Origin of the sequence: Xylanimonas allomyrinae (assembly GCF_004135345.1) — a bacterium.
Classification (GTDB): Bacteria; Actinomycetota; Actinomycetes; order Actinomycetales; family Cellulomonadaceae; genus Xylanimonas; species Xylanimonas allomyrinae.
In genome coordinates this window covers 2,705,497-2,725,683 of record NZ_CP035495.1, presented here as the reverse complement: position 1 = coordinate 2,725,683, position 20,187 = coordinate 2,705,497, and the positions used below count along the sequence as shown (strand labels likewise).

The following is a 20,187-nucleotide window of genomic DNA, read 5'->3' as shown; positions in this document are numbered from 1 at the left end:
TCGCTACAGCTCGTCCTTCGACTCCAGGTAGCGCATCGCGACCCAGCCGATCGGCACGCGGATCCAGTACGACACGACGCGGAACAGCAGCGTCACCGAGAACGCGATCCCGCCCGTGACGCCCGCGGCGGTCAGGCCCGCGATGAGCGCGCCCTCGACGCCACCGACGCCGCCGGGCGTGGGGACGAGCGCCCCGAGCGTGTTGCCCACGAGGTAGATGACGGCGACGTCGACGAGGCGCAGCGAGTGCCCGAACGCCTCGAGCGCGAAGTCGAACGCGAGCACGTACCCCATCGTCATGATGACGTTGCCGCCCAGGCCGAGCAGGAGCCGGGTGGGCTGGCCGAGCATCTGCGACAGCCGCGGCCAGAGCTGTTCGAGCGTGGGCCGCGACTTCTCCCACGCCCACCGCCTGATGCCAGGCACGAGCATGAGCGCCACCACGACGGTGGCCGTGATCCCCACGGCGATGAGGATCGTCGTCGACGGCAGGTCGACGAGGCCGCCCGAGCCTGTCGTGAGCGAGAGCACGACGAGCAGCAGCACGGTCACGACGATCTGCGAGAACTGCATGAGCGCGACCGTCGCCACCGCCATGGGCGTGGACACGCCACGGCGCGACAGGAAGCGCATGTTGAGCGCGGCGGGCCCGATGCCCGCGGGCGTGGCGAGCGCGACGAACGAGCCGGCCATCTGGGCGAGCGTCGCGCGCATGACGGGGATGCGTCCGGGCGTGAACGCCACGAGCGTCAGGGCCGCGCCGAACCATGTGATGCCGGCGAACGTGAACGAGGCCGCGACCCACCAGGGGTTGGCCTCGACGACGGCGTCACGGATCTGCTGGAAGTTGATCGTCGTGACGACGACGGAGACCGCCACGATGGTCAGCGCGAGCGTGATGACGGTGCGGGCGCCGAACCGGGCAAGGCGTGTGGGCTGGACGTCGGTCTCGGGCAGCCGCTCCACGAGCGCGGTGCGCAGCTCGTCCATCAGCCCCTTGGCGTGCCGCACCGCGAGGCGTGTGTCGGTGGGCAGCGCGATCGTCTGCAGCAGGGGCCCGATGGCGCTGATGTCCGTCGGGGGCAGCGCCCGCACGGCCGAGGCGACCGCGCGGCTCGGGCCCACGCGCAGCGCGAGCAGTGCGAGGAGCTGGGTCAGGTCGAGCCGGCGCGAGAGCGTGGTGGACGCGATCTCGCCCTGCTCCCAGCCGGCGATCCACACGTGCGTCGACCCGTCGGCGTCGCGCTGGACGAGCAGCACGTCGGACGTGAGCTGGTGGTGGGTCAAGCCGGCCGCGTGCGCGCGCTGGAGCTGGTCCCAGGCGGCGTCGAGCACCGCGTCGCCGCGTTCGCCCTCGAGCTCGTCGTCGTCCAGGTCGCGCAGCGAGACGGCGCCGCGCGCGTGCTCCAGCACCAGCGCGGCGGAGTCGTCGGCCATGCCGATGCCGAGCAGGCGCGATGTGCGCACGCCCGCGCCCGCCGCCGCGTACGACAGCAGCGCGGTGCGCTCGGCGACCGCCTTGAGCGAGATCGCGGCGCGGCCTTCCAGCCCGCGCATGCGCAGCGCCCGCCACATCCGGGTCAGCATGCCGACGACCTGCCGGTCGCCGTCGAGCACGACGACGTCGTAGCGTGCGCCGTCGTCGCCCAGCATCGCGTAGACGCGGTTGTCGCCCGAGCGGGCCAGGGCGAGCGCCGCGGGGTCGGAGGAGCGGCTGACGGCGGCGGCGTCGTCCAGGCGCGTGAGGTCGTCGACGCCCGACGCCGCGCCGAGGTCGCGCACCCGCACCAGCGCCGTCGGGCGGAACCCGGCGCGGCGCACCGCCAGGACCAGCGACTGGCCGTAGGCGCGTTCGGAGCGCACGCCGGACATGTACTGCACGGCCTGGCCCGCGAGCCGCCCCAGCAGCAGCGACAGGAGCACGCCCGGCAGCGACACCTGCGAGGTGATGAGCACGACCAGCAGCGCGACGTACAGCGCGTTCCACGACCACCGCACCGTCCGACGGCGGGTGCGCGGGCCCGCGACCGTCAGCAGCGCCGCCACGGCGGACACGTAGGCGGGGATGGTCAGGTGCCACGCCCTGCCGTCGTACACCGACAGGCCGCGGACGAACTCGGGCGTGCCGAGATGGTGGACGAGCAGCAGCGCGGTCACGCCCAGGACCATGCCGAGCGCGGCCGCCGCGATCGACTCCAGGACCTGCCGCCCCAGCCGGCGCACGCCGAGCTCGACGAGCACGGCGACCGGCAGGATGATCGTCACGAGGCCTTCGAGCACGTTGACCGGGACGATGAGGATCCGGGCGAGGAGCGTCGCGAACCCGCGCACGTCCTGCGTGACGCCCTCCGTGGTGCCGTGCGCGACCACCGACAGGACCAGCACGAGGGCGATCCCGAGGGACGAGGCGATCATGCCCAGGACGTCGGACGGGTGGCGCACGCGACGCTCTGGCGTGTCGACGACGCGGACGAGGTCGGCGTCCGGCGGCGTCGCGTCGTCGAACAGCACCGCCCGCAACGCGGCGGTCTGCGGGCCCGAGGGGCTCGCGTCCGCGCTCGGGGGAACCGTCTCGGGCATGGGTTGCAGTCTATGACCGGGGCTCTCGGGCAGAGACGGGTTGGCGTCCTGGAGCGACAGTCACGGTGACATCACAAATGGTGCACGGGGGGGTCACATTTCCTTACGGATGTGCTAGAACCACCGCACCACGCTCATTTGTGGCATTCGAGAGGGGAACTCCACCATGACCTCATTCCAGGCCTCCCATCGACGGCTGGTGGCAGCCGGGGCGGGCGCCGCCGCAGCCGCGCTGATCCTCGCCGCCTGCGGGGGCGCGAAGGACGACGGAGCGGGAGGCGCGGCCGACGGCGGTTCGCTCACCATCGGCACGACCGACAAGATCACGTCGCTCGACCCGGCCGGGTCCTACGACAACGGCTCTTTCGCCGTCATGAACCAGGTGTATCCCTTCCTGCTGAACACGCCCTATGGCAGCCCCGACGTCGAGCCCGACATCGCCGCGTCGGCCGAGTTCACCTCGCCCACCGAGTACACGGTCACGCTCAAGCCGGGCTTGACATTCGCCAACGGCCACGACCTGACGTCGTCGGACGTGAAGTTCACGTTCGACCGGCAGGTCGCCATCGCGGCCGACGACGGCCCGTCCTCGCTGCTGTGGAACCTCGACTCGACCGAGGCCCCCGACGACACCACGGTGGTCTTCCACCTCAAGTCCGAGAACGACCAGACGTTCCCGCAGGTGCTGTCGTCGCCCGTCGGCCCGATCGTCGACGAGGAGGTCTTCTCGCCCGACGCCGTGACGGCCGACGACACGATCGTCCAGGGCGACGCGTTCGCCGGCCCGTACAAGATCACCAGCTACGCGGTCAACGAGCTCATCAGCTACGAGGCCTTCGACGGATACCAGGGCCTGCTCGGCAAGCCTGCGACGTCCGAGGTCAACGTCAAGTACTACGCCGACTCCTCGAACCTCAAGCTCGAGATCGAGCAGGGCGCCATCGACGTCGCCTACCGCTCGCTGTCCGCGACCGACGTCGCGAGCCTCGAGAACAACAAGGCCGTCAAGGTCGAGCACGGGCCCGGCGGCGAGATCCGCTACATCACGTTCAACTTCGACACCCAGCCGTTCGGCGCCAAGACGGCCGAGGCCGACCCCGCCAAGGCGCTCGCGGTGCGTCAGGCCGTCGCGAACCTCATCGACCGCCAGTCGATCTCCGACCAGGTGTACAAGGGCACCTACACCCCGCTGTACTCGTACGTCCCCGAGGGCCTGACCGGCGCGAACGAGGCCCTCAAGGGCCTGTACGGCGACGGCGAGGGCGGCCCGTCCGCCGAGAAGGCCAAGGCCGTCCTCGACGCCGCCGGGGTCACCACGCCGGTCACGCTCAGCCTGCAGTACTCGAACGACCACTACGGGCCGTCGTCGGGTGACGAGTACGCGCAGATCAAGGACCAGCTCGAGGCGGACGGCCTGTTCCAGGTCGACCTGCAGACCACCGAATGGGTGCAGTACTCGAAGGACCGCACCACGGACGTCTACCCGGCCTACCAGCTCGGCTGGTTCCCGGACTACTCGGACGCCGACAACTACCTGACGCCGTTCTTCCTCGAGGAGAACTTCCTGAGCAACCACTACGTCAACCCGACGGTCGACGGTCTCATCCACGACCAGGGCGTGGAGACGGACCCGGCCAAGCGGGCCGAGCTCATCGGGCAGATCCAGGACGCCGTCGCGCAGGACCTGTCGACGGTGCCGTACCTGCAGGGTGCGCAGACCGCCGTCGTACGGGCCGAGGTCACGGGCGCCGACAAGACGCTCGACGCGTCCTTCAAGTTCCGTTACGGCGCACTCGCGAAGGGCTGACGTACCTCTCGTGACGCGTCGCTCCACCTCAGGAGGCGCACTGGGACGGTACGTCCTGGTGCGCTTCCTGCTGATCATCCCGACAGTGTTCATCCTGGTCACCACCGTGTTCGTGCTCATGCGCGCCACCGGTGACCCCATCACGGCCGCTCTCGGCGGCCGTCTCACGCCCACGCAGCTCGCCGAGCGGATCCACACGGCCGGCTACGACCGGCCCGTCCTCGTGCAGTACGGCGAGTACCTCGCGGGCATCGTGCGAGGCGACTTCGGCACCACGCTCTCGGACCACCGGCCCGTGACCGAGGTGCTGACGACCTACGGCACCGCGACGCTCGAGCTGACCGTGTACGCGGTCCTCGTGGCGCTGCTGCTGGGCATCCCGCTCGGCATGGTCTCGGCGTACTTCCGTGACCGCTGGCCCGACGCCGTGCTGCGCGTGCTGGCGATCTTCGCGTACGCCACACCCGTGTTCTTCGCGGGGCTGCTGCTCAAGCTCGTCTTTGCCGTCGGGCTCGGCTGGTTCCCCGTCTCGGGGCGCGTGTCGACGAGCGGGGAGATCGCGATGCGCAAGGCCGACGCGGCGTCAGGCTTCATGCTGGTCGACGCGGTGCGTACGGGCGACCCCCAGGTGGTCGGCGACGTGCTGCTGCACGCGGCGCTGCCGGCGACGGCCCTGGGCCTGCTCACGGCGGGCGTCTTCCTGCGCCTGGTGCGCACCAACATGATCGGCACCCTCGGGCGCGAGTACGTCGACGCGGCACGCTCGCGCGGCGTCCGCGAACGACGCCTCGTCACCGCGCACGCGTGGCGGCCGGCGCTCATACCCGTCATCACCGTGGTGGGGTTGCAGGTCGCGATGCTGCTGGTCGGGGCCGTGCTCACCGAGACGACGTTCGAGTGGCGCGGCCTGGGCTTCCAGCTCGCCGAGTACCTCAAGGCGCGGGACTTCGTCGCCGTGCAGGGCATCGTCGCGCTCATGGCCGTCGTCGTGGCCGTCACCAACTTCCTGGTCGACGTCATCGCGGCTCTCGTCGACCCGAGGGTGAGGTACTGACATGGCCGAGGTCATCTCCGCAGGACCCGTCGGCACCGCCGGTGCGACGCCGGAACACCCCGGGGGGCGCGGGTCGTGGCTGCGCACCCTGCCCGTGGTCCATCAGCTGCGTCAGAGCGTCGGCCTCCAGCGCGGCATGCTCGTGACCGGTCTCGTCCTGACGAGCCTGTTCGTGCTGGTCGCGGCGTTGGCGCCCTTGCTCGCCCCTACGGGCCGAGCCAGCTCCGCGATGCGGGGGAGCCGTTCGGTGCGCAGCAGGCGCCCTCGTCGGCGCACCTGCTCGGCACGACGGTGGGCGGCTACGACGTGCTGTCACGCGTCGTCTTCGGCGCGCGGACGGCGCTGCTCGTCGTCGTCGTGTCGATCCTCGCGTCGATCGTGCTGGGCGTGCTCCTCGGGCTGGTGTCCGGGTACTTCGGTGGCTGGCTCGACCGTGTGTTCGTGCTCGTCGCGGACGCGATCTACGCGTTCCCCTCGCTGCTGCTGGCCATCCTGGGCGCGATCGTCATCTCCCAGGGACAGTCGCGGCTGTGGGGCGGTATCGGCGCGACCGCGCTGTCGATCACCGTGGTGTTCGTGCCGCAGTACCTGCGCGTCGTGCGTGGCGAGGTGCTGCGCGTCAAGGGCGAGGCCTTCGTCGACGCGGCTCGCGTCATCGGGGCGAGCCACCGCCGCATCATGACGCGTCACGTGCTGCGCAACTCCGTGCGCACGCTGCCCCTCATCGTCACGCTCAACGCGTCCGAGTCGATCCTGACGCTCGCAGGCCTGGGCTTCCTCGGGTTCGGCATCGAGCCGACCGCCGCTGCCGAGTGGGGCTACGACCTGCAGCGGTCGATCGCCGACGTGACCTCCGGCATCTGGTGGACGGCACTGTTCCCCGGTGTCGCGATCGTCGTCGTCGCCCTGGGGATGACGCTCATGGGCGAGTCGCTCAACGACCTGGCAGACCCGCGGCTGCGCTCACGGGTGCGGGTCACGGCCGCTGCCGAGAACTCGGAGGATGCCCGATGACCGCCACCACCCCGGTCGTGCGGATCGACGACCTCGCCGTCTCGTTCGCGACGGACGCCGGGCCCGTCCGGGCCGTCGACGGCGTCACGCTCGACGTCAGCCCCGGTGAGGTCCTGGCCATCGTCGGCGAGTCCGGGTCCGGCAAGACGGTCACGGCCAAGACCATCCTCGGCCTCCTGCCGGAGACCGCGACGGTGCGCGGCGCCGTCATCCTCTCGACGCGCGGCGCGGACGGCACCGCGGGCGACAGGGTGACCGACGTCGTCGCCGTCTCGCGCGCGCGACTGCGTGAGGTGCGAGGGCGTGACGTCGCGATGGTGTTCCAGGAGCCCTCGACGGCGCTCAACCCCGTCTACACGGTGGGCTGGCAGATCATCGAAGGGCTGCGCGCCCATGGGCGGCTGTCGCGGGCGCAGGCTCGCAGCCGCGCGATCGAGGCGCTGCGGCAGGTGGGCATCCCCGAGCCGGAGCAGCGTGTCGACCACTACCCGCACCAGTTCTCGGGCGGGCAGAAGCAGCGCATCGTCATCGCCATGGCGCTGTCCCTGGGCCCGGGGCTCATCGTCGCGGACGAGCCGACGACGGCGCTCGACGTCACCGTCCAGGCCGAGATCCTCGACCTGCTGCGGAGGCTGCGTGACGAGACCGGCACGGCCATCGTGCTCATCACGCACAACATGGGCGTGGTCGCCGACCTCGCCGACCGTGTGGCCGTGATGTACCAGGGCAAGGTCGTCGAGCAGGCGCCCGTGCGGGATCTCTTCGCCTCCCCGCAGGACGCCTACACGAAGGCGCTCCTGGGTGCGGTGCCGCGGATCGGGGAGGGCAGGGTGCGTGCGCAGGCGCGCGCCGCAGCCCGGCCACCCGGCTGGGAGACCGCCGAACCGGTCGTCGTGGCCTCCGACCTGGTCATCACCTACCCCGGACGCTTCCGGCAGCCGGCGTTCACCGCCGTCGACCAGGTGTCCTTGCAGATCCGCCCGGGCGAGGTGCTGGGTCTGGTGGGCGAGTCAGGCTCGGGCAAGACGACGATCGCGCGCGCCATCGCAGGGCTCCAGCCCGTCTCGGGCGGGTCGCTCGCCGTGCTGGGCACCGAGCTTCGCGGCGCGCGGGGGCGGGACCTCGCGGCGATCCGCCCCCGGATCGGGTTCGTGTTCCAGGATCCGGCGACGTCGTTCAACCCGTTGCTGACGATCGCGGAGTGCGTGGCAGAGCCGCTCGTCGTGCACGGGCGCACGGCGTCGCCCTCGGCGGCGCGTGCACGAGTCGACGAGCTCCTGGAGGCCGTCCAGCTCCCTCGCTCCTACGGGGAACGGTTCCCCCATGAGCTCTCCGGCGGGCAGCGGCAGCGAGCGTCGCTCGCCCGCGCTCTGGCGCTCGACCCGGAGCTGCTCATCGCGGACGAGCCGACCTCGGCGCTCGACGTGTCGGTGCAGGCCCGGGTGCTGGACCTGTTCGCGCGGCTCCAGCGTGACCTCGGGTTCGCGTGCCTGTTCGTGTCGCACGACCTTGCGGTGGTGGACCTGCTCGCCGACCGCATCGCCGTGCTGTACCACGGGCAGCTCGTCGAGGAGGGCACGGGGGCTCAAGTGCTGGAGTCGCCCCAGGAGGACTACACCCGCCGCCTGCTGGCGTCGCTCCCGGTCCCGGACCCCGGCGCGCAGGCCGCTCGTCGCACGTCCCGCTGACCCCGGGCCGCTGCCCTTCCCGACCCGGCCGCGCACCGATCGACCCGGCCGGGTCGGGAACGGGCGTGCGTGCCCGGCGGTGTCGCCGCGCTCACGTCAGGCCGAGCGCCTCCCGCCAGCCCGGCGGCAGCAGCGCGTACCCGACGAACGCGACGACGTCGAGCAGCGTGTGCGCGATCACCAGCGGCAGCACCCGCCGTCGTCCCCAGCGCGAGCGGTACCACCACGCGAAGACGACGCCCATGACGACGTTGCCGAGGAACGGCCCGAACCCCTGGTACAGGTGATAGCTGCCGCGCAGCAGCGCGCTCGCGGCGAGGAACCGCCAGTCGAGGCGTGCGGTCGGCGACCAGCCGAGGTCGCGGGTGCGCTCGAACAGGTAGGCGACCACGATGACCTCTTCGAGGGCGCCGTTCTCGAACGCCGCGAGCACCAGCACCGGCACCGTCCACCAGTGCGTGTCGAGCGCGCTGGCCTGCACGGACACCGTGATCCCCGCGAGCCGCCCGATCAGGTAGAACGCGAGCCCCGGCACGCCGATCGCGGCGGCGAGCGCCACGCCCCAGCCCACGTCGCGTCGTCGCCGGCCGGTGGCGACATCGGGGTCGAACCCGCGGCCCCGCACGTGCCAGTCGAGGCCGACGGCCCGCGTGACGGGCCGCGCTCCGGGCCGCACGGCCAGCAGGTAGACCGCGAGCGCGACGGGCACCAGCGCGAACCCGATCGTCAGGAGCTGGTAGGTGAGGTCGAGGTAGGGGCGTGGCGACTGCGAGGGGTTGAGCGTGGCGGTCTGGTCGGCCAGCGGCGTGCCCTCGGTGAGCCGGGCGACGATGTTGACGACGGCGTAGACGGCGGCGCGCCCGAGGCTGAGCCCGAGCAGGATCCAGATCTCCCAGACGATGCGTCGACGGGCTGCGTCGGTCGAGGTCACGTTCCCAGCGTAGGCGCGGGTGCTGGGCGCCGGCGGGGCGTCGGCGGCACGGCGCGCGCCGCCCCGCCGTGCCGCCTCGCCTGCCGCCTCGTCTGCCGCCTCGCCTGCCGCCTCACCGTGCCCGGCGCAGCCGCAGGCTGTTGGCGACCACGAGCACCGAGCTGGCCGCCATCGCGCCGCCCGCGATCATCGGGTTGAGCACGCCGGCCGCCGCGAGCGGGATGGCCGCCACGTTGTAGGCGAACGCCCAGAACAGGTTCTGCTTGATGACGCGCAACGTCTTCCGGGAGAGCCGCACGGCCGACGCGGCGGCGCGCAGGTCGCCGCGCACCAGCGTGATGTCGCCGGCCTCGATCGCCACGTCGGTGCCGGTGCCCATCGCGAGGCCGAGGTCGGCGGTGGCGAGCGCCGCGGCGTCGTTGATGCCGTCCCCGACCATGGCCACGACGCGGCCCTCGCCCTGGAGGCGGGCCACCGCGGCCGCCTTCTCCTCGGGCAGCACGCGGGCGACGACGTCGGCGGGGTCGATGCCGACGGCCAGGGCGGCCGCGCGGGCCGCGCCTTCGCCGTCGCCGGTGAGCAGCACGGGCCGCAGCCCGAGGTCGCGCAGCTCACGCACGGCCTGTGCGGAGGTGGGCTTGGGCGGGTCGCGCAGCTCGAGCACCGCACGTGCGGCACCGTTCCAGGCGACGACGACGGTGGTCGCGCCCCCGGTCTCGGCGCGCTCGACGGCGGTGGCGACGTCGTCGGGCACGGTGATGCCCTGACCGGCGAGCCACGTGGTGCGGCCGACGACGACGCGGCGGGCGTTGCCCGTGCCGATCGGGGAGAGACCCGCGTGGGCGACGCGCACGAGCCCTTCGACACCGCCTCCGGGCACGGCCTGGAACTGCGTGACCTCGAGCGCGAGACCGGGCGTGTGCCCGCCCGGCTCGGGCGGCTGCCCGGGGTGGGTTGCCGCGGCGGCGATCGCCTGCGCGATGGGGTGCTCGCTGAGCGCCTCGACCGCTGCCGCGTACCGCAGGGCCTCGGTGGCGTCCACGCCTGCCGACGGCGTCACGCGCTCCAGCACCATGCGGCCCTGTGTCACGGTGCCCGTCTTGTCGAGCACCACCGTGTCGATGGTGCGGGTGCGCTCCAGGATCTCCGGGCCCTTGATGAGCACGCCGAGCTGGGCCCCCCGGCCGGTGCCCACGAGGATCGCCGTCGGGGTCGCCAGGCCGAGCGCGCACGGGCACGCGATGATCAGCACCGCGACGGCGGCCGTGAACGCGTGGTCGACGTCGCCGGTCGCGAGCAGCCACCCGGCGAGCGTCAGCAACGACAGCCCGATGACGATGGGCACGAACACGGCCGAGATGCGGTCGCCGAGCCGTGCGATGGGGGCCTTGCCGGTCTGCGCCTGGGCGACGAGGCGGCCGATGCGCGCGAGCGTGGTCTCGGCGCCGACGCGGGTGGCCCGCACCAGCAGGTGGCCCGAGGTGTTGACGGTGCCGCCCACGACGGCGTCGCCCACCGTGACGTCCACGGGGACGGGCTCGCCGGTGACGAGCGAGGTGTCGACGGCCGAGGCGCCGTCGAGGACCTCGCCGTCGGTCGCGACGGTGGCGCCGGGCCGCACCACGAAGACCTCGCCGACGCGCAGGTCCTCGATCGGCACGCTGGCGGCGTCCCAGGCGCCGTCGGCGCGGCGCAGGGGCGTGCCGTCGGCCGCGAGCGCGACGCGCTCGGCGTCCTTGGCGCCGAGCTCGAGCAGCGTACGCAGCGCGTCGCCGGCGCGGCGGCGCGATCGGTGCTCGGCGAAGCGCCCCGCGAGCAGGAACGTGACGACGACGGCGGCGACCTCGAAGTAGACGCCGTGCTCGCGCCCGCGCACGACCTCGACCCACGACCAGATCACGGCGGCGATCACGCCGATCGACACGAGCGTGTCCATGGTCGCGGCCCCGTGCCGCGCGGCCCGGAAGGCGGCCCGGTGGAACGGCCAGCCCGCCCAGGTGGCCACCGGCATCGCGAGCACGCCGACCACCCAGGCCCAGCCGGGGAAGTGCCACGACATGACCATCGAGACGGCGACGACGGGCACCGAGAGCACCGCCGCGACGACGAGGCGCCGCAGCAGGTCGCGTCCGTGCAGGTCGATGTCGCCTTCGTACCCGCGGTGGCCGCGCGGGCGCACCGCGGCGGGCAGGCCGTGGTGCGCCGCGGAACCGGCGTGGGCGTCCGCCCCGCGCGTGGAGTGGCCGGCGCCGGCAGGAGCCTCTCCGGTGATCGCCTCACGGGTCACCGCCTCACGGGTCACCGCCTCACGGGTCACCGTGCCGCCGGTCCCCGCGTCGCGGGTCACCGTGCCGCCGGTCCCCGCGTCGCGGGTCGCCGCTCCCGCGGCCCGCGATCCCGTCACCTGGGCGCCGTAGCCCGCGGCCTCGACGGCCGCGACCAGCGCGGCGTCGTCGACGTCGGTGGTGAGCACCACGTGGGCGCTCTCGAGCGGCAGGTTGACCGTGGCGGCGACGCCGGGGATCTTCTGCAGCTTGCGCTCGACTCGCGCCACGCACGACGCGCACGTCATGCCGGTGACGGCGAGGTCGACCTCCCGCCGGGGGGTGGCGGGGGTGAGGGTGTCGGAGCTCATGGTCCGCTTCCGTGGGTTCGGGGCGTCAGGGACGCGTGGGGAGGGTGGCTGTGGCTCAGCCCAGGGGGACGATCGGCAGGCCGATGCCAAGGCCCTGGCGGCCCTTGCCGCCGCAGCCGCACGCGCCGCCGCAGCCGCAGCCGCCCGCGCCGTGCGCGTGACCGTGCCCGGCGTGCGCAGTGCTGGCCTCGGCAGTGCTGGCCACGGCAGTGCTGGCCGCTTCGGTGGTCTCCGTGCCCGTCGCCTCTGCGCTGGTGGTCTCCGTGGCGCGCGTCCCCGTCGCGCGGTACTGGCCGGCCCGCCCGGTCATCTGCGCGGCCAGCGCGTCTTCGAGCACGTCGACGCCGACGACGTCGTAGCCGGCCTCGTCGATGGCCTCGCGCAGCGCCGTCTCGTCGAGGGGGGACGCCGAGTGGACGGAGATCGCCGAGGTGTCGCCGGTGCGCAGCTCGACGGTCACGTTGCCGACGCCGTCGACGTTCTTCAGCTCGCGGGTGACGGCTGCGACGCAGTGCTGGCAGGTCATGCCGGTCACGGCGAGCGTGGTGAGGGTGGTCATGGTGCTCCTTGGGTGGTGGGGCGGGAGGGGGTCGGGCGTGGCTAGCTGCGCACGAGGCGCCCGATGGCCTCGGCGGCCTCGCGCACCTTCTGTGCGCCGTCGTCGGGCGACTTGCGGGCGGCGTCGACGACGCAGTGGCCGAGGTGATCCTCGACGAGCGCGAGGCTCACGGCCTGGAGCGCCTTGGTGACCGCGGACACCTGCGTGAGGATGTCGATGCAGTACACGTCCTCGTCGATCATGCGAGCGATGCCACGCACCTGGCCCTCGATGCGGCGCATGCGCTTGAGGTAGGCGTCCTTGTCGGCGGCGAAGCCGCGCGTGCCTTCGTGGGGGTGTGCTCGCTCATACCCTCGACTATACCCCCTAGGGGTACTGCGTGGGGAGGGTGGCCGACGTCACCGCCGTGCCGAGGCGTGCCGTGCTCGCTGCCCGCGGACGCGGACACCCCCAGCACCGTGGGTGCTGGGGGTGCCCGTCGCGACCGTGCGTGACGCCGGGGCGGCTCGCTCAGCCCGCCGTCGCTGCCGCCCGGGCCGCGCCCGGCAGCGCGTCGACCACGCGCCCCAGCGCGGCGTCGTCGTGCGCCGCGCTCACGAACCACGCCTCGAACACCGACGGCGGCAGGTTGACCCCGGCGTCGAGCATCGCGTGGAAGAACGCCTTGTAGCGGAAGGCCTCCTGCGCCTGCGCCTGCGCGTAGTCGCGCACGCCCTCCGCCGCCGCGCCCAGGCCGAAGAACACGCTGAACAGGGACCCGGCACGCTGCACCCGGTGCTCGACGCCCGCCGCGTCGAGGGCCTCGGCGACGGCGGCCGACAGCGTCGCGGCGGCCGCGTCGACGCGGGCGTACACGGCGTCGTCGGCCAGGCGCAGCGTCGTCAGGCCCGACGCGACCGCGACAGGGTTCCCCGACAACGTGCCCGCCTGGTAGACGGGGCCCTCGGGGGCGAGGTGCGACATGATCGCGGCGGGTCCGCCGATCGCGGCGACGGGCATGCCGCCGCCCACCACCTTGCCGAACGTGAACAGGTCCGGGGTGTAGCTCTCGCCCGCCACCTGCTGCAGGCCCCACCAGCCGGAGGGGCCGACGCGGAACCCGGTGAGCACCTCGTCGAGGATCAGCAGCGCACCGTGCTCGCGCGTGATCCGCCGCAGCCCGGCGTTGAACCCCTGCTGCGGCGGGACGACGCCCATGTTGGCGGGCGACGCCTCGACGATGACGGCCGCGATCTGCGCACCGCGCTCGGCGAACGCGCTCGCCACGGCGTCGAGGTCGTTGTACGGCAGCACGAGGGTCTCGGCCGCGGCCGCCGCGGTGACGCCCGCCGTGCCGGGCATGGCCAACGTCGCGACGCCCGAGCCGGCCTCGGCCAGCAGCGCGTCGACGTGCCCGTGGTAGTTGCCCGCGAACTTCACCACCAGCGGGCGGCCCGTGACGCCCCGAGCCAGGCGGATCGCCGTCATGGTCGCCTCGGTGCCGGTCGACACGAGGCGCACGCGCTCGGCGGCGGGCACGCGGCGGCGGATCTCCTCGGCGAGCTCGACCTCCGCGACCGTGGGCGCCCCGAAGGACAGCCCGCGCGCGGCGGCGTCCTGCACCGCGGCGACGACCTGCGGGTGCGCGTGCCCCAGCAGCGCCGGCCCCCACGAGCACACCAGGTCGACGTACTCGCGCCCCGCGACGTCGTACACGAACGGCCCCGCCGCGCGTGCGAGGAAGCGCGGGTCGCCGCCCACCGAGCCGTAGGCCCGCACCGGCGAGTTGACGCCACCGGGGATGGCGGCCTGCGCACGCAGGAACGCCGCGTGGTTGTCCAGGGTCGGTGCCGTGCTCATGCGATCCACTCCGCGATCTCCAGGGCCCAGTAGGTGAGGACGACGTCGGCCCCGGCGCGCTTGATGCCCAGCACGCTCTCCAGCACGGACGCCTTCCGGTCGATCCAGCCGTTGGCGGCGGCCGCCTCGATCATCGCGTACTCGCCGCTGACCTGGTACGCCGCGACGGGCACGTCCGACCGGTCGGCGACGCCGCGCAGCACGTCGAGGTAGGAGCCCGCCGGCTTGACCATGACCATGTCGGCGCCCTCGGCCAGGTCGAGGTCCGCCTCGCGCAGCCCCTCGCGGCCGTTGGCGGCGTCCATCTGGTAGGTGCGGCGGTCGCCCTGCAGCGCGCTGTCCACAGCCTCGCGGAACGGGCCGTAGAAGGGGCTGGCGTACTTGGCCGAGTAGGCGAGGATCGACACCCCGGTGAACCCGGCGTCGTCGAGCGCGTCACGGATGACGGCGACCTGGCCGTCCATCATGCCGCTGGGGCTGACGACGTCGGCGCCTGCGCGGGCCTGCGCCACGGCCATGACGGCGTAGCGCTCGAGCGTGGCGTCGTTGTCGACCTCGCCGGTGGGCGTCAGCACGCCGCAGTGCCCGTGGTCGGTGAACTCGTCGAGGCACGTGTCGGCCATGACGACGGGGCCGGGGCGGCCCGTCTCCCGCTCGACGTCGGCCACGGCGGCGCGCGCGATCGCGATGCCGCGCTGGAGGACGCCGTCGGGCGCCTCGGCCTGCGAGCCGACGGCGTCGCGCACCGCGGGGATGCCGAACAGCATGACGCCGCCCAGCCCGGCGCGGGCGGCGGCGGCGACGGCGTCGCGCAGGGTCGCCTCGGTGTGCTGCACCTGGCCGGGCATGGAGGTGATCGGGACGGGCGCCGTGATGCCCTCCTTGACGAACAGCGGGAGCACCAGATCCGCGGCGTGCAGCCGGTTCTCGGCGACGAGCCGCCGCATGCGGGCCGTCGCGCGCAAGCGCCGCGGTCGGTAGACGATCCCTGCCGTAGTCATCGTGACGACTCCTCTGCTTCGAGCGGGACTGCACCCCGGCGCGCACGCGCCGGGGCGGGAGAACGGGTGGACGCGTCGCGTGCGACCGGGAGCGCGCTCGGCGCCGGCTCGACCGGTGGCGCCGACGTGGGCTGGAGGGGTCGGGACGCGCCGATACGCTCCCGCGGGCCGACGGGGCCCGAGGCGCTCGGTACCGCGCCGGCGGGCGCGTCCACGAGCGCGTCCACCAGCGCGTCCACCAGGGCGGCGTCGGTCGGGTGAGCGGCCACGGCGACGACGCTGAGCGCCGCGGCGCGCGCCGCCCGGGCGGAGGGCTCCCCGATGGTGACGACGGCCGGAGCGTCGTCGCCGAGCTGGGCGGCGAGCTGCCGCGCGGCCGAGCCCGCGGCGACCACGGCGACGTCGACGCGGTGCGCGCGGGCGTCCGCCACGACGTCGCCGGGCAGGGCGACGGGCACGGTCCGGTAGGCGACGACCGAGTCGACGTGCCATCCGCGAGCGGCGAGCCCCCCGGCGAGCGCGTCGCCCGCGAGGTCCCCGAGCGGCAGGAGCACGCGGGCGGCAACGCCCGAGTCCGTGCCCGAGTTCGTGCCCGAGTCCGTGCCGGGGGCCGCGGGGGCCTCCGGGCGATCCGCGGCGGGCAGCGCCCGGGCCAGGTCGGCGGCGGTCCCGGTGGCTTCGACGTCGACGGCGAGGCCCGCGGCGTGCAGGCTCCGCGCGGTCGCCGGGCCGACGCTCGCCCAGCGGGTGCGCGCCCGGGCCAGGTCGACCCCCGCGCGCGTGGCCGCCGCGGCCAGTGCCTCGACGCCGTTGACGCTCGTCACGGCCACCCACGCGTACCTGTCGAGCGACCGCACGGCCGCGTCGAGCTCGGCCGACGACGCCGGGCCGGTGGTCGCCGTGAGCGGCGCGACCAGCACCCGTGCCCCGAGGTCGCGCAGTGCCCCGCGAGCCCGGTCGCACGTTCCGGCGTGCGCGCGATCAGCACGGTGCGACCGTCGAGCGGCCGGGATGCCCCCGGCACCACGGCGTCGGCCGGAGGTGCGGCGGCCGACGGCGCGTCGGCCTGTGGCGCGTGAGCCTGCGGCGCGTCGGGCTGTGCCGCGTCGGGCTGTGCCGGGTCGGGCTGCGCCGGGTCGGCCTGCGGCGCGTCGGCCTGTGCCGCGTCAGCCTGCGGCGCGTCAGCCTGTGCCGCGTCAGCCTGCGGCGCGTCGGCCTGTGCCGCGTCGGCCTGTGCCGGGTCGGCCTGTGCCGCGTCGGGCTGCCGAGCGTCGGGCGTCACGAGCGGTCGGAGTCCTGCCCGGGCGCCCCCGCCTCGGTCGGGTCGGCGAGCGCGGGGTCGGTGGTCGCCGACGCTGGTCGCGCGGCCGTGGACGCCAGGGGCGCGAGCCGGTCGGCGCCGTCGGCCAGCAGCGCCTCGGCGACGCGCACCCCGAGCTCGCGTGCGTCGTCGTCGTCGTCGCGCCCTTCCGTCATGGCGTCGAGCGGTGTCGCGGCCCGGTGCTGGAGCTTCTCGGTGCCGTCGGTGCGTGCGACGACGGCACCGAGCACGAGCTGCCCCTCCTCGACGTGCGCGAGCGCTCCGACGGGGGCCGCGCACCCCGCCTCGAGCCGGGCCAGCAGGGCGCGCTCGGCGAGGACGGCCAGCCGGGTGGCCCGGTGGTCGAGCGCCGCGAACGCGTCGGCGAGCGGTCCGCCGGGGCCGACGTCGGCGGTGCGCGCCTCGACGGCGAGCGCCCCCTGCCCCGGGGCGGGCGTGACGACGGACGGTTCGAGCGCGTCGGTCACGGCGTCGGTGCGGCCCAGCCGCACCAGGCCCGAGCAGGCGAGCACGACGGCGTCGAGGTCGGCGTCGGGGCCGAGAGCGCGGCGCAGGCGGGTGTCGACGTTGCCCCGGATGTCGACGACGTCGAGGTCGGGGCGTGCCGCCCGCAGCTGCGCGGCCCGGCGCGGCGAGCCGGTGCCGACGCGCGCGCCGCGCGGCAGGGACCCCAGCGTGTGCCCGGCGCGCGCGCACAGGGCGTCGCGCGGGTCCTCGCGTTCGGGCGTGACGATCGTCAGGCCCTCGACCAGGGCCGTGGGCAGGTCTTTGAGGCTGTGGACGGCGACGTCGCAGCGTCCGTCGAGCAGCGCCTCGCGCAGCGCGGCGACGAACACGCCCGTGCCGCCGAGGCTCGCGAGCGAGCCCGTGCGCACGTCGCCCTCGGTGCGGATGCGGACCAGCTCGACGGGCCTGCCGGTCAGCTCCTCCAGCCGCCGGGCGACCATGCCCGACTGGGTCGTCGCCAGGGCGCTGCCGCGCGTGCCGAGCCGGAGGGGAGCGACGTCGGGGTGGGGGATCACCCGCCCAGTGTCGCGCGCCGCGCGGGCCGGACGGAATCCCTCCGCTGCCTCGTGCGTCACAGCTCGGCGACCGCCGACTGCGCGTGCGTCACGATCGACGCGAGCCCCGTGCCCGCGATCCACCCGCCGACGACGGCGAGCCCGTCCGTCGTGCCGACGGCGTCGCAGAACCCGCCGAGCGCCGCCCGGTACGCGGGCGTGGGGGGCGGCAGGGAGCCGTCCCAGCGCTGCACGAGGTGGTCGCGCACCCGCCCGTCGAGGGGCACGCCGAGCAGCGTGGACGCGTCGTGCGTCGCGCGATCGACGTCGGGGTCGACGGTGCCGTCGCCCAGGCGTCCGTAGCTGAGCCGAACCACGTGGACGCCCGGCCCGGCGGCCACCCGGATCCGGTCGGCGAGCCATGGCCACTTGGCGGTCGCGTGCGTGAACGCCTTCGCGGCGACGCCTGCCACCGCGCCGGGGGTGCCGGCGGCGTCGGGGGCGATGAGCATGCCCGTGCCACGCGGGGTGGCGTCGAGCTCGGGCGCGTCGAGCAGGAGCGCGACGAGCGCGATGGGCGCCCCGGGTGCCGGGGTGGGCGCCTCGGCACCGACGACGCCGGCCAGCAGGGGTGCGACGGCGGGCGTGGCGGCCACGAGCCGCGGGGTGGCGAGGGTGACGTCGTGCCCGCGGGTCGTGGACGTCACGCGCCAGGTGTCGCCGTCGCGGGTGATGCCGGTGACGCGGTGCCCGACGCGCACGCCGGCGCCGGCGAGCGCCTCCCCGGCGAGTCCGTCCCGCGGCCCGGTGGCGCCGTCGGCCCAGCCCTCGGCCCATCCCTCGGCTGCGGCGTTGAGCTCGCCCACGATCGCCTCGATGATCGCGTGGATGCCGCCGTCGATCCCGCGCACCGCGGACCCGGCGGGGGCGTCGCGACGTTGCGAGGCGACGGCGCGCGAGAGCGAGCCCTCGCGGCGGAACGCGTCGAGCAGCCCGGGCGCGACGGCGTCGACGTCGAGCGTGTCGAGCGTCGCGGAGTGCACGCCCGCGGCGACGAGCGTGACGAGCCGGTCGGCGACGCGCGTGCCGAGCCGGGAGCGCACGAGTGTCCCGAGCGACGACGTGTCGGCGAAGCGCGCGGGCAGCACGCGGTCGAGCGAGGCGCGCAGCACGCCGGGCCACCCGATGGCCTGCCGGACGTCCGCGGCCCACGGCACGGACGGGATGCCGAGGATGCCGGCCTTGGGCAGCGGGAACGTGCGCCCGGCGGCGTAGCCCCAGGCCTGCGCGGCGGCGGGCGTCACGACGTCGAGACCGAGCTGCTCGGCGAGCTCGGTGACGGCCGTGCCGCGCGCCGCGTACGACTCGACGCCGACGTCGACCGGCACCTGCGGCAACGTCGGAAAGGTCCCGCCGCGCACCGGCCCGCCGGGCAGCGCGTCGGCCTCGAGCACGACGACGCGCAGCCCGCGCCGCGCGAGCGTCCGGGCCGCGGTGAGACCGCCGATGCCGCCGCCGACGACGACGACGTCGACGCGCTCGTCCGCCTGCTCGCCGCCCTGTGCCCCGGGCGAGGGGACCGCGGCGCTCACAGCGCGTGCACCAGGTCGACGACGCGCGTCAGCACCGTGGGGTCGGTGTCCGGCGGCACGCCGTGGCCGAGGTTGACCACGTGGCCGGGCGCGGCGTCCCCGCCGGTCGCGCCCCGTGCGACGACGTCGCGCACGTGCGCTTCGAGCACCTCCCACGGTGCTGCGAGCAGTGCGGGGTCGATGTTGCCCTGGATGCTGACGCCGTGACCCACCATGGCCAGAGCCTCGTCGAGCGGCGTGCGGTAGTCGACCCCGATGGCGCGGTCGGTGACGCCCGCGTCGGTCAGGACGTCGCGCATGGCTCCCAGCAGGTGCCCGGTGCCGGTGCCGAAGTGGATGGCGGGGACGCCGAGGCCGGCGACGTGTGCGAGCGCCCGGGTCGACGACGGCGCGACGCGCGCCCGGTAGTCGGCGAGCGAGAGCGACCCGGCCCACGAGTCGAACAGCTGCGCGGCCGACGCCCCGGCGAGCACCTGGGCGCGCAGGAACTCGCCGGTCAGGTCGGCCGTCCAGGTGACGAGCCGGTCCCAGGTCTGCGGGTCGGCGTGCATGAGGGTGCGCGCGGCGAGGTGGTCGCGCGAGGGACGGCCCTCGACCAGGTAGGCGGCGAGCGTGAACGGCGCGCCGCCGAACCCGATGAGCGGCGTGGTGCCCAGCTCGGCGACGGTGCGCTGCACGGCCTCGCGGATCGGGTCGAGCGCACCGGCGTCGAGGGTCTTGTCGACGAGCCGCGCGACGTCGTCGGGCGTGCGGTACGCCTGGTCCATCACGGGCCCGACGCCGGGCTGGATGTCGACGCCGACACCGGCCAGGCGCAGCGGCACCACGATGTCGGAGAAGAAGATGCCGGCGTCGACGCCGTGGCGGCGCACGGGCTGAAGTGTGATCTCGGTCACCAGGGCTGGGTCGAGACACGAGTCGAGCATCGCGTGGCCCTTGCGCGCCTCGCGGTACTCGGGCAGCGAGCGCCCCGCCTGCCGCATGAACCACACGGGAAGCCGCTCCGGACGGTCGCCCCGCAGGGCTCTGACCAGCGGCGACGCCCCGGTGCGGCCGTCGGTGAGGGGATGGTCGGCCGGCAGCGGTGCGGGCGACGGCAGGGTCGGGGCACCGGACGGCTCGAGGGCCGGAGTGGCTGAGGTCACGAGGCAGGATTCTGCCCTGG

At 74.5% G+C, this 20,187-nt stretch carries 14 protein-coding genes and 1 pseudogene; 4 read left to right on the top strand and 11 right to left on the bottom strand.

The window, feature by feature from the left end:
- Positions 1-3: 3 nt before the first annotated feature.
- Positions 4-2,580 (bottom strand): lysylphosphatidylglycerol synthase transmembrane domain-containing protein, encoded by a 2,577-nt coding sequence (locus ET495_RS12395; protein ID WP_129205061.1) that lies wholly within the window; start codon positions 2,578-2,580, stop codon positions 4-6.
- A gap of 166 nt (positions 2,581-2,746) precedes the next feature.
- On the opposite strand from ET495_RS12395, the gene ET495_RS12390 reads away from it, so the two are divergent.
- The 4 genes and pseudogenes from ET495_RS12390 to ET495_RS19210 all read left to right on the top strand — a co-directional run bounded on the left by ET495_RS12390 (position 2,747) and on the right by ET495_RS19210 (position 8,143).
- Positions 2,747-4,387, top strand: a complete 1,641-nt coding sequence (locus ET495_RS12390; protein WP_129205060.1) for an ABC transporter substrate-binding protein — start codon at positions 2,747-2,749, stop codon at positions 4,385-4,387.
- Positions 4,388-4,397: 10 nt separating this feature from the next.
- Complete coding sequence (locus tag ET495_RS12385; RefSeq protein WP_129205059.1) at positions 4,398-5,441, top strand: ABC transporter permease; 1,044 nt, start codon at positions 4,398-4,400, stop codon at positions 5,439-5,441.
- A 136-nt stretch (positions 5,442-5,577) separates the two neighbouring features.
- Positions 5,578-6,455, top strand: a pseudogene (locus ET495_RS12380) (ABC transporter permease).
- On the top strand, positions 6,452-8,143 hold the full coding sequence (locus ET495_RS19210) for a dipeptide ABC transporter ATP-binding protein (protein ID WP_129205058.1): 1,692 nt from the start codon (positions 6,452-6,454) through the stop codon (positions 8,141-8,143). The pseudogene ET495_RS12380 and the gene ET495_RS19210 overlap by 4 nt, the downstream one beginning before the upstream one ends.
- A gap of 91 nt (positions 8,144-8,234) precedes the next feature.
- Here ET495_RS19210 and ET495_RS12370 read toward each other — a convergent pair whose 3' ends face one another.
- The 10 genes from ET495_RS12370 to hemE form a co-directional block, all read right to left on the bottom strand.
- Complete coding sequence (locus ET495_RS12370; RefSeq protein ID WP_129205057.1) at positions 8,235-9,074, bottom strand: CPBP family intramembrane glutamic endopeptidase; 840 nt, start codon at positions 9,072-9,074, stop codon at positions 8,235-8,237.
- Between the two features lie 112 nt (positions 9,075-9,186).
- A complete protein-coding gene (locus tag ET495_RS12365; protein WP_129205056.1) occupies positions 9,187-11,709 on the bottom strand; it encodes a heavy metal translocating P-type ATPase in 2,523 nt (840 codons plus the stop codon).
- Positions 11,710-11,764: 55 nt separating this feature from the next.
- Positions 11,765-12,268: a heavy-metal-associated domain-containing protein gene (locus ET495_RS12360; protein ID WP_129205055.1), complete on the bottom strand. Its 504-nt coding sequence runs from the start codon at positions 12,266-12,268 to the stop codon at positions 11,765-11,767.
- A 41-nt stretch (positions 12,269-12,309) separates the two neighbouring features.
- Entirely contained in the window at positions 12,310-12,549 is a 240-nt protein-coding gene (locus tag ET495_RS12355; protein ID WP_129205054.1) for a metal-sensitive transcriptional regulator, read from the bottom strand.
- Positions 12,550-12,778: 229 nt separating this feature from the next.
- Positions 12,779-14,107 (bottom strand): glutamate-1-semialdehyde 2,1-aminomutase, encoded by a 1,329-nt coding sequence (gene hemL / locus ET495_RS12350; protein WP_129205053.1) that lies wholly within the window; start codon positions 14,105-14,107, stop codon positions 12,779-12,781.
- Positions 14,104-15,108 carry a porphobilinogen synthase gene (gene hemB / locus ET495_RS12345; RefSeq protein ID WP_129205052.1) on the bottom strand — a complete coding sequence of 335 codons (1,005 nt, stop codon included), beginning with the start codon at positions 15,106-15,108 and terminating at the stop codon, positions 14,104-14,106. Before hemB ends, hemL begins: the two co-directional genes overlap by 4 nt.
- Complete coding sequence (locus tag ET495_RS12340; RefSeq protein ID WP_162616471.1) at positions 15,105-16,028, bottom strand: uroporphyrinogen-III synthase; 924 nt, start codon at positions 16,026-16,028, stop codon at positions 15,105-15,107. Before ET495_RS12340 ends, hemB begins: the two co-directional genes overlap by 4 nt.
- Positions 16,029-16,386: 358 nt before the next feature.
- Entirely contained in the window at positions 16,387-17,376 is a 990-nt protein-coding gene (gene hemC, locus ET495_RS12335; RefSeq protein ID WP_245993460.1) for a hydroxymethylbilane synthase, read from the bottom strand.
- Between the two features lie 131 nt (positions 17,377-17,507).
- Positions 17,508-19,022 (bottom strand): protoporphyrinogen/coproporphyrinogen oxidase, encoded by a 1,515-nt coding sequence (locus tag ET495_RS12330; protein ID WP_129205050.1) that lies wholly within the window; start codon positions 19,020-19,022, stop codon positions 17,508-17,510.
- Entirely contained in the window at positions 19,019-20,167 is a 1,149-nt protein-coding gene (gene hemE / locus ET495_RS12325) for a uroporphyrinogen decarboxylase (RefSeq protein WP_129205049.1), read from the bottom strand. Before hemE ends, ET495_RS12330 begins: the two co-directional genes overlap by 4 nt.
- Positions 20,168-20,187 lie beyond the last annotated feature (20 nt).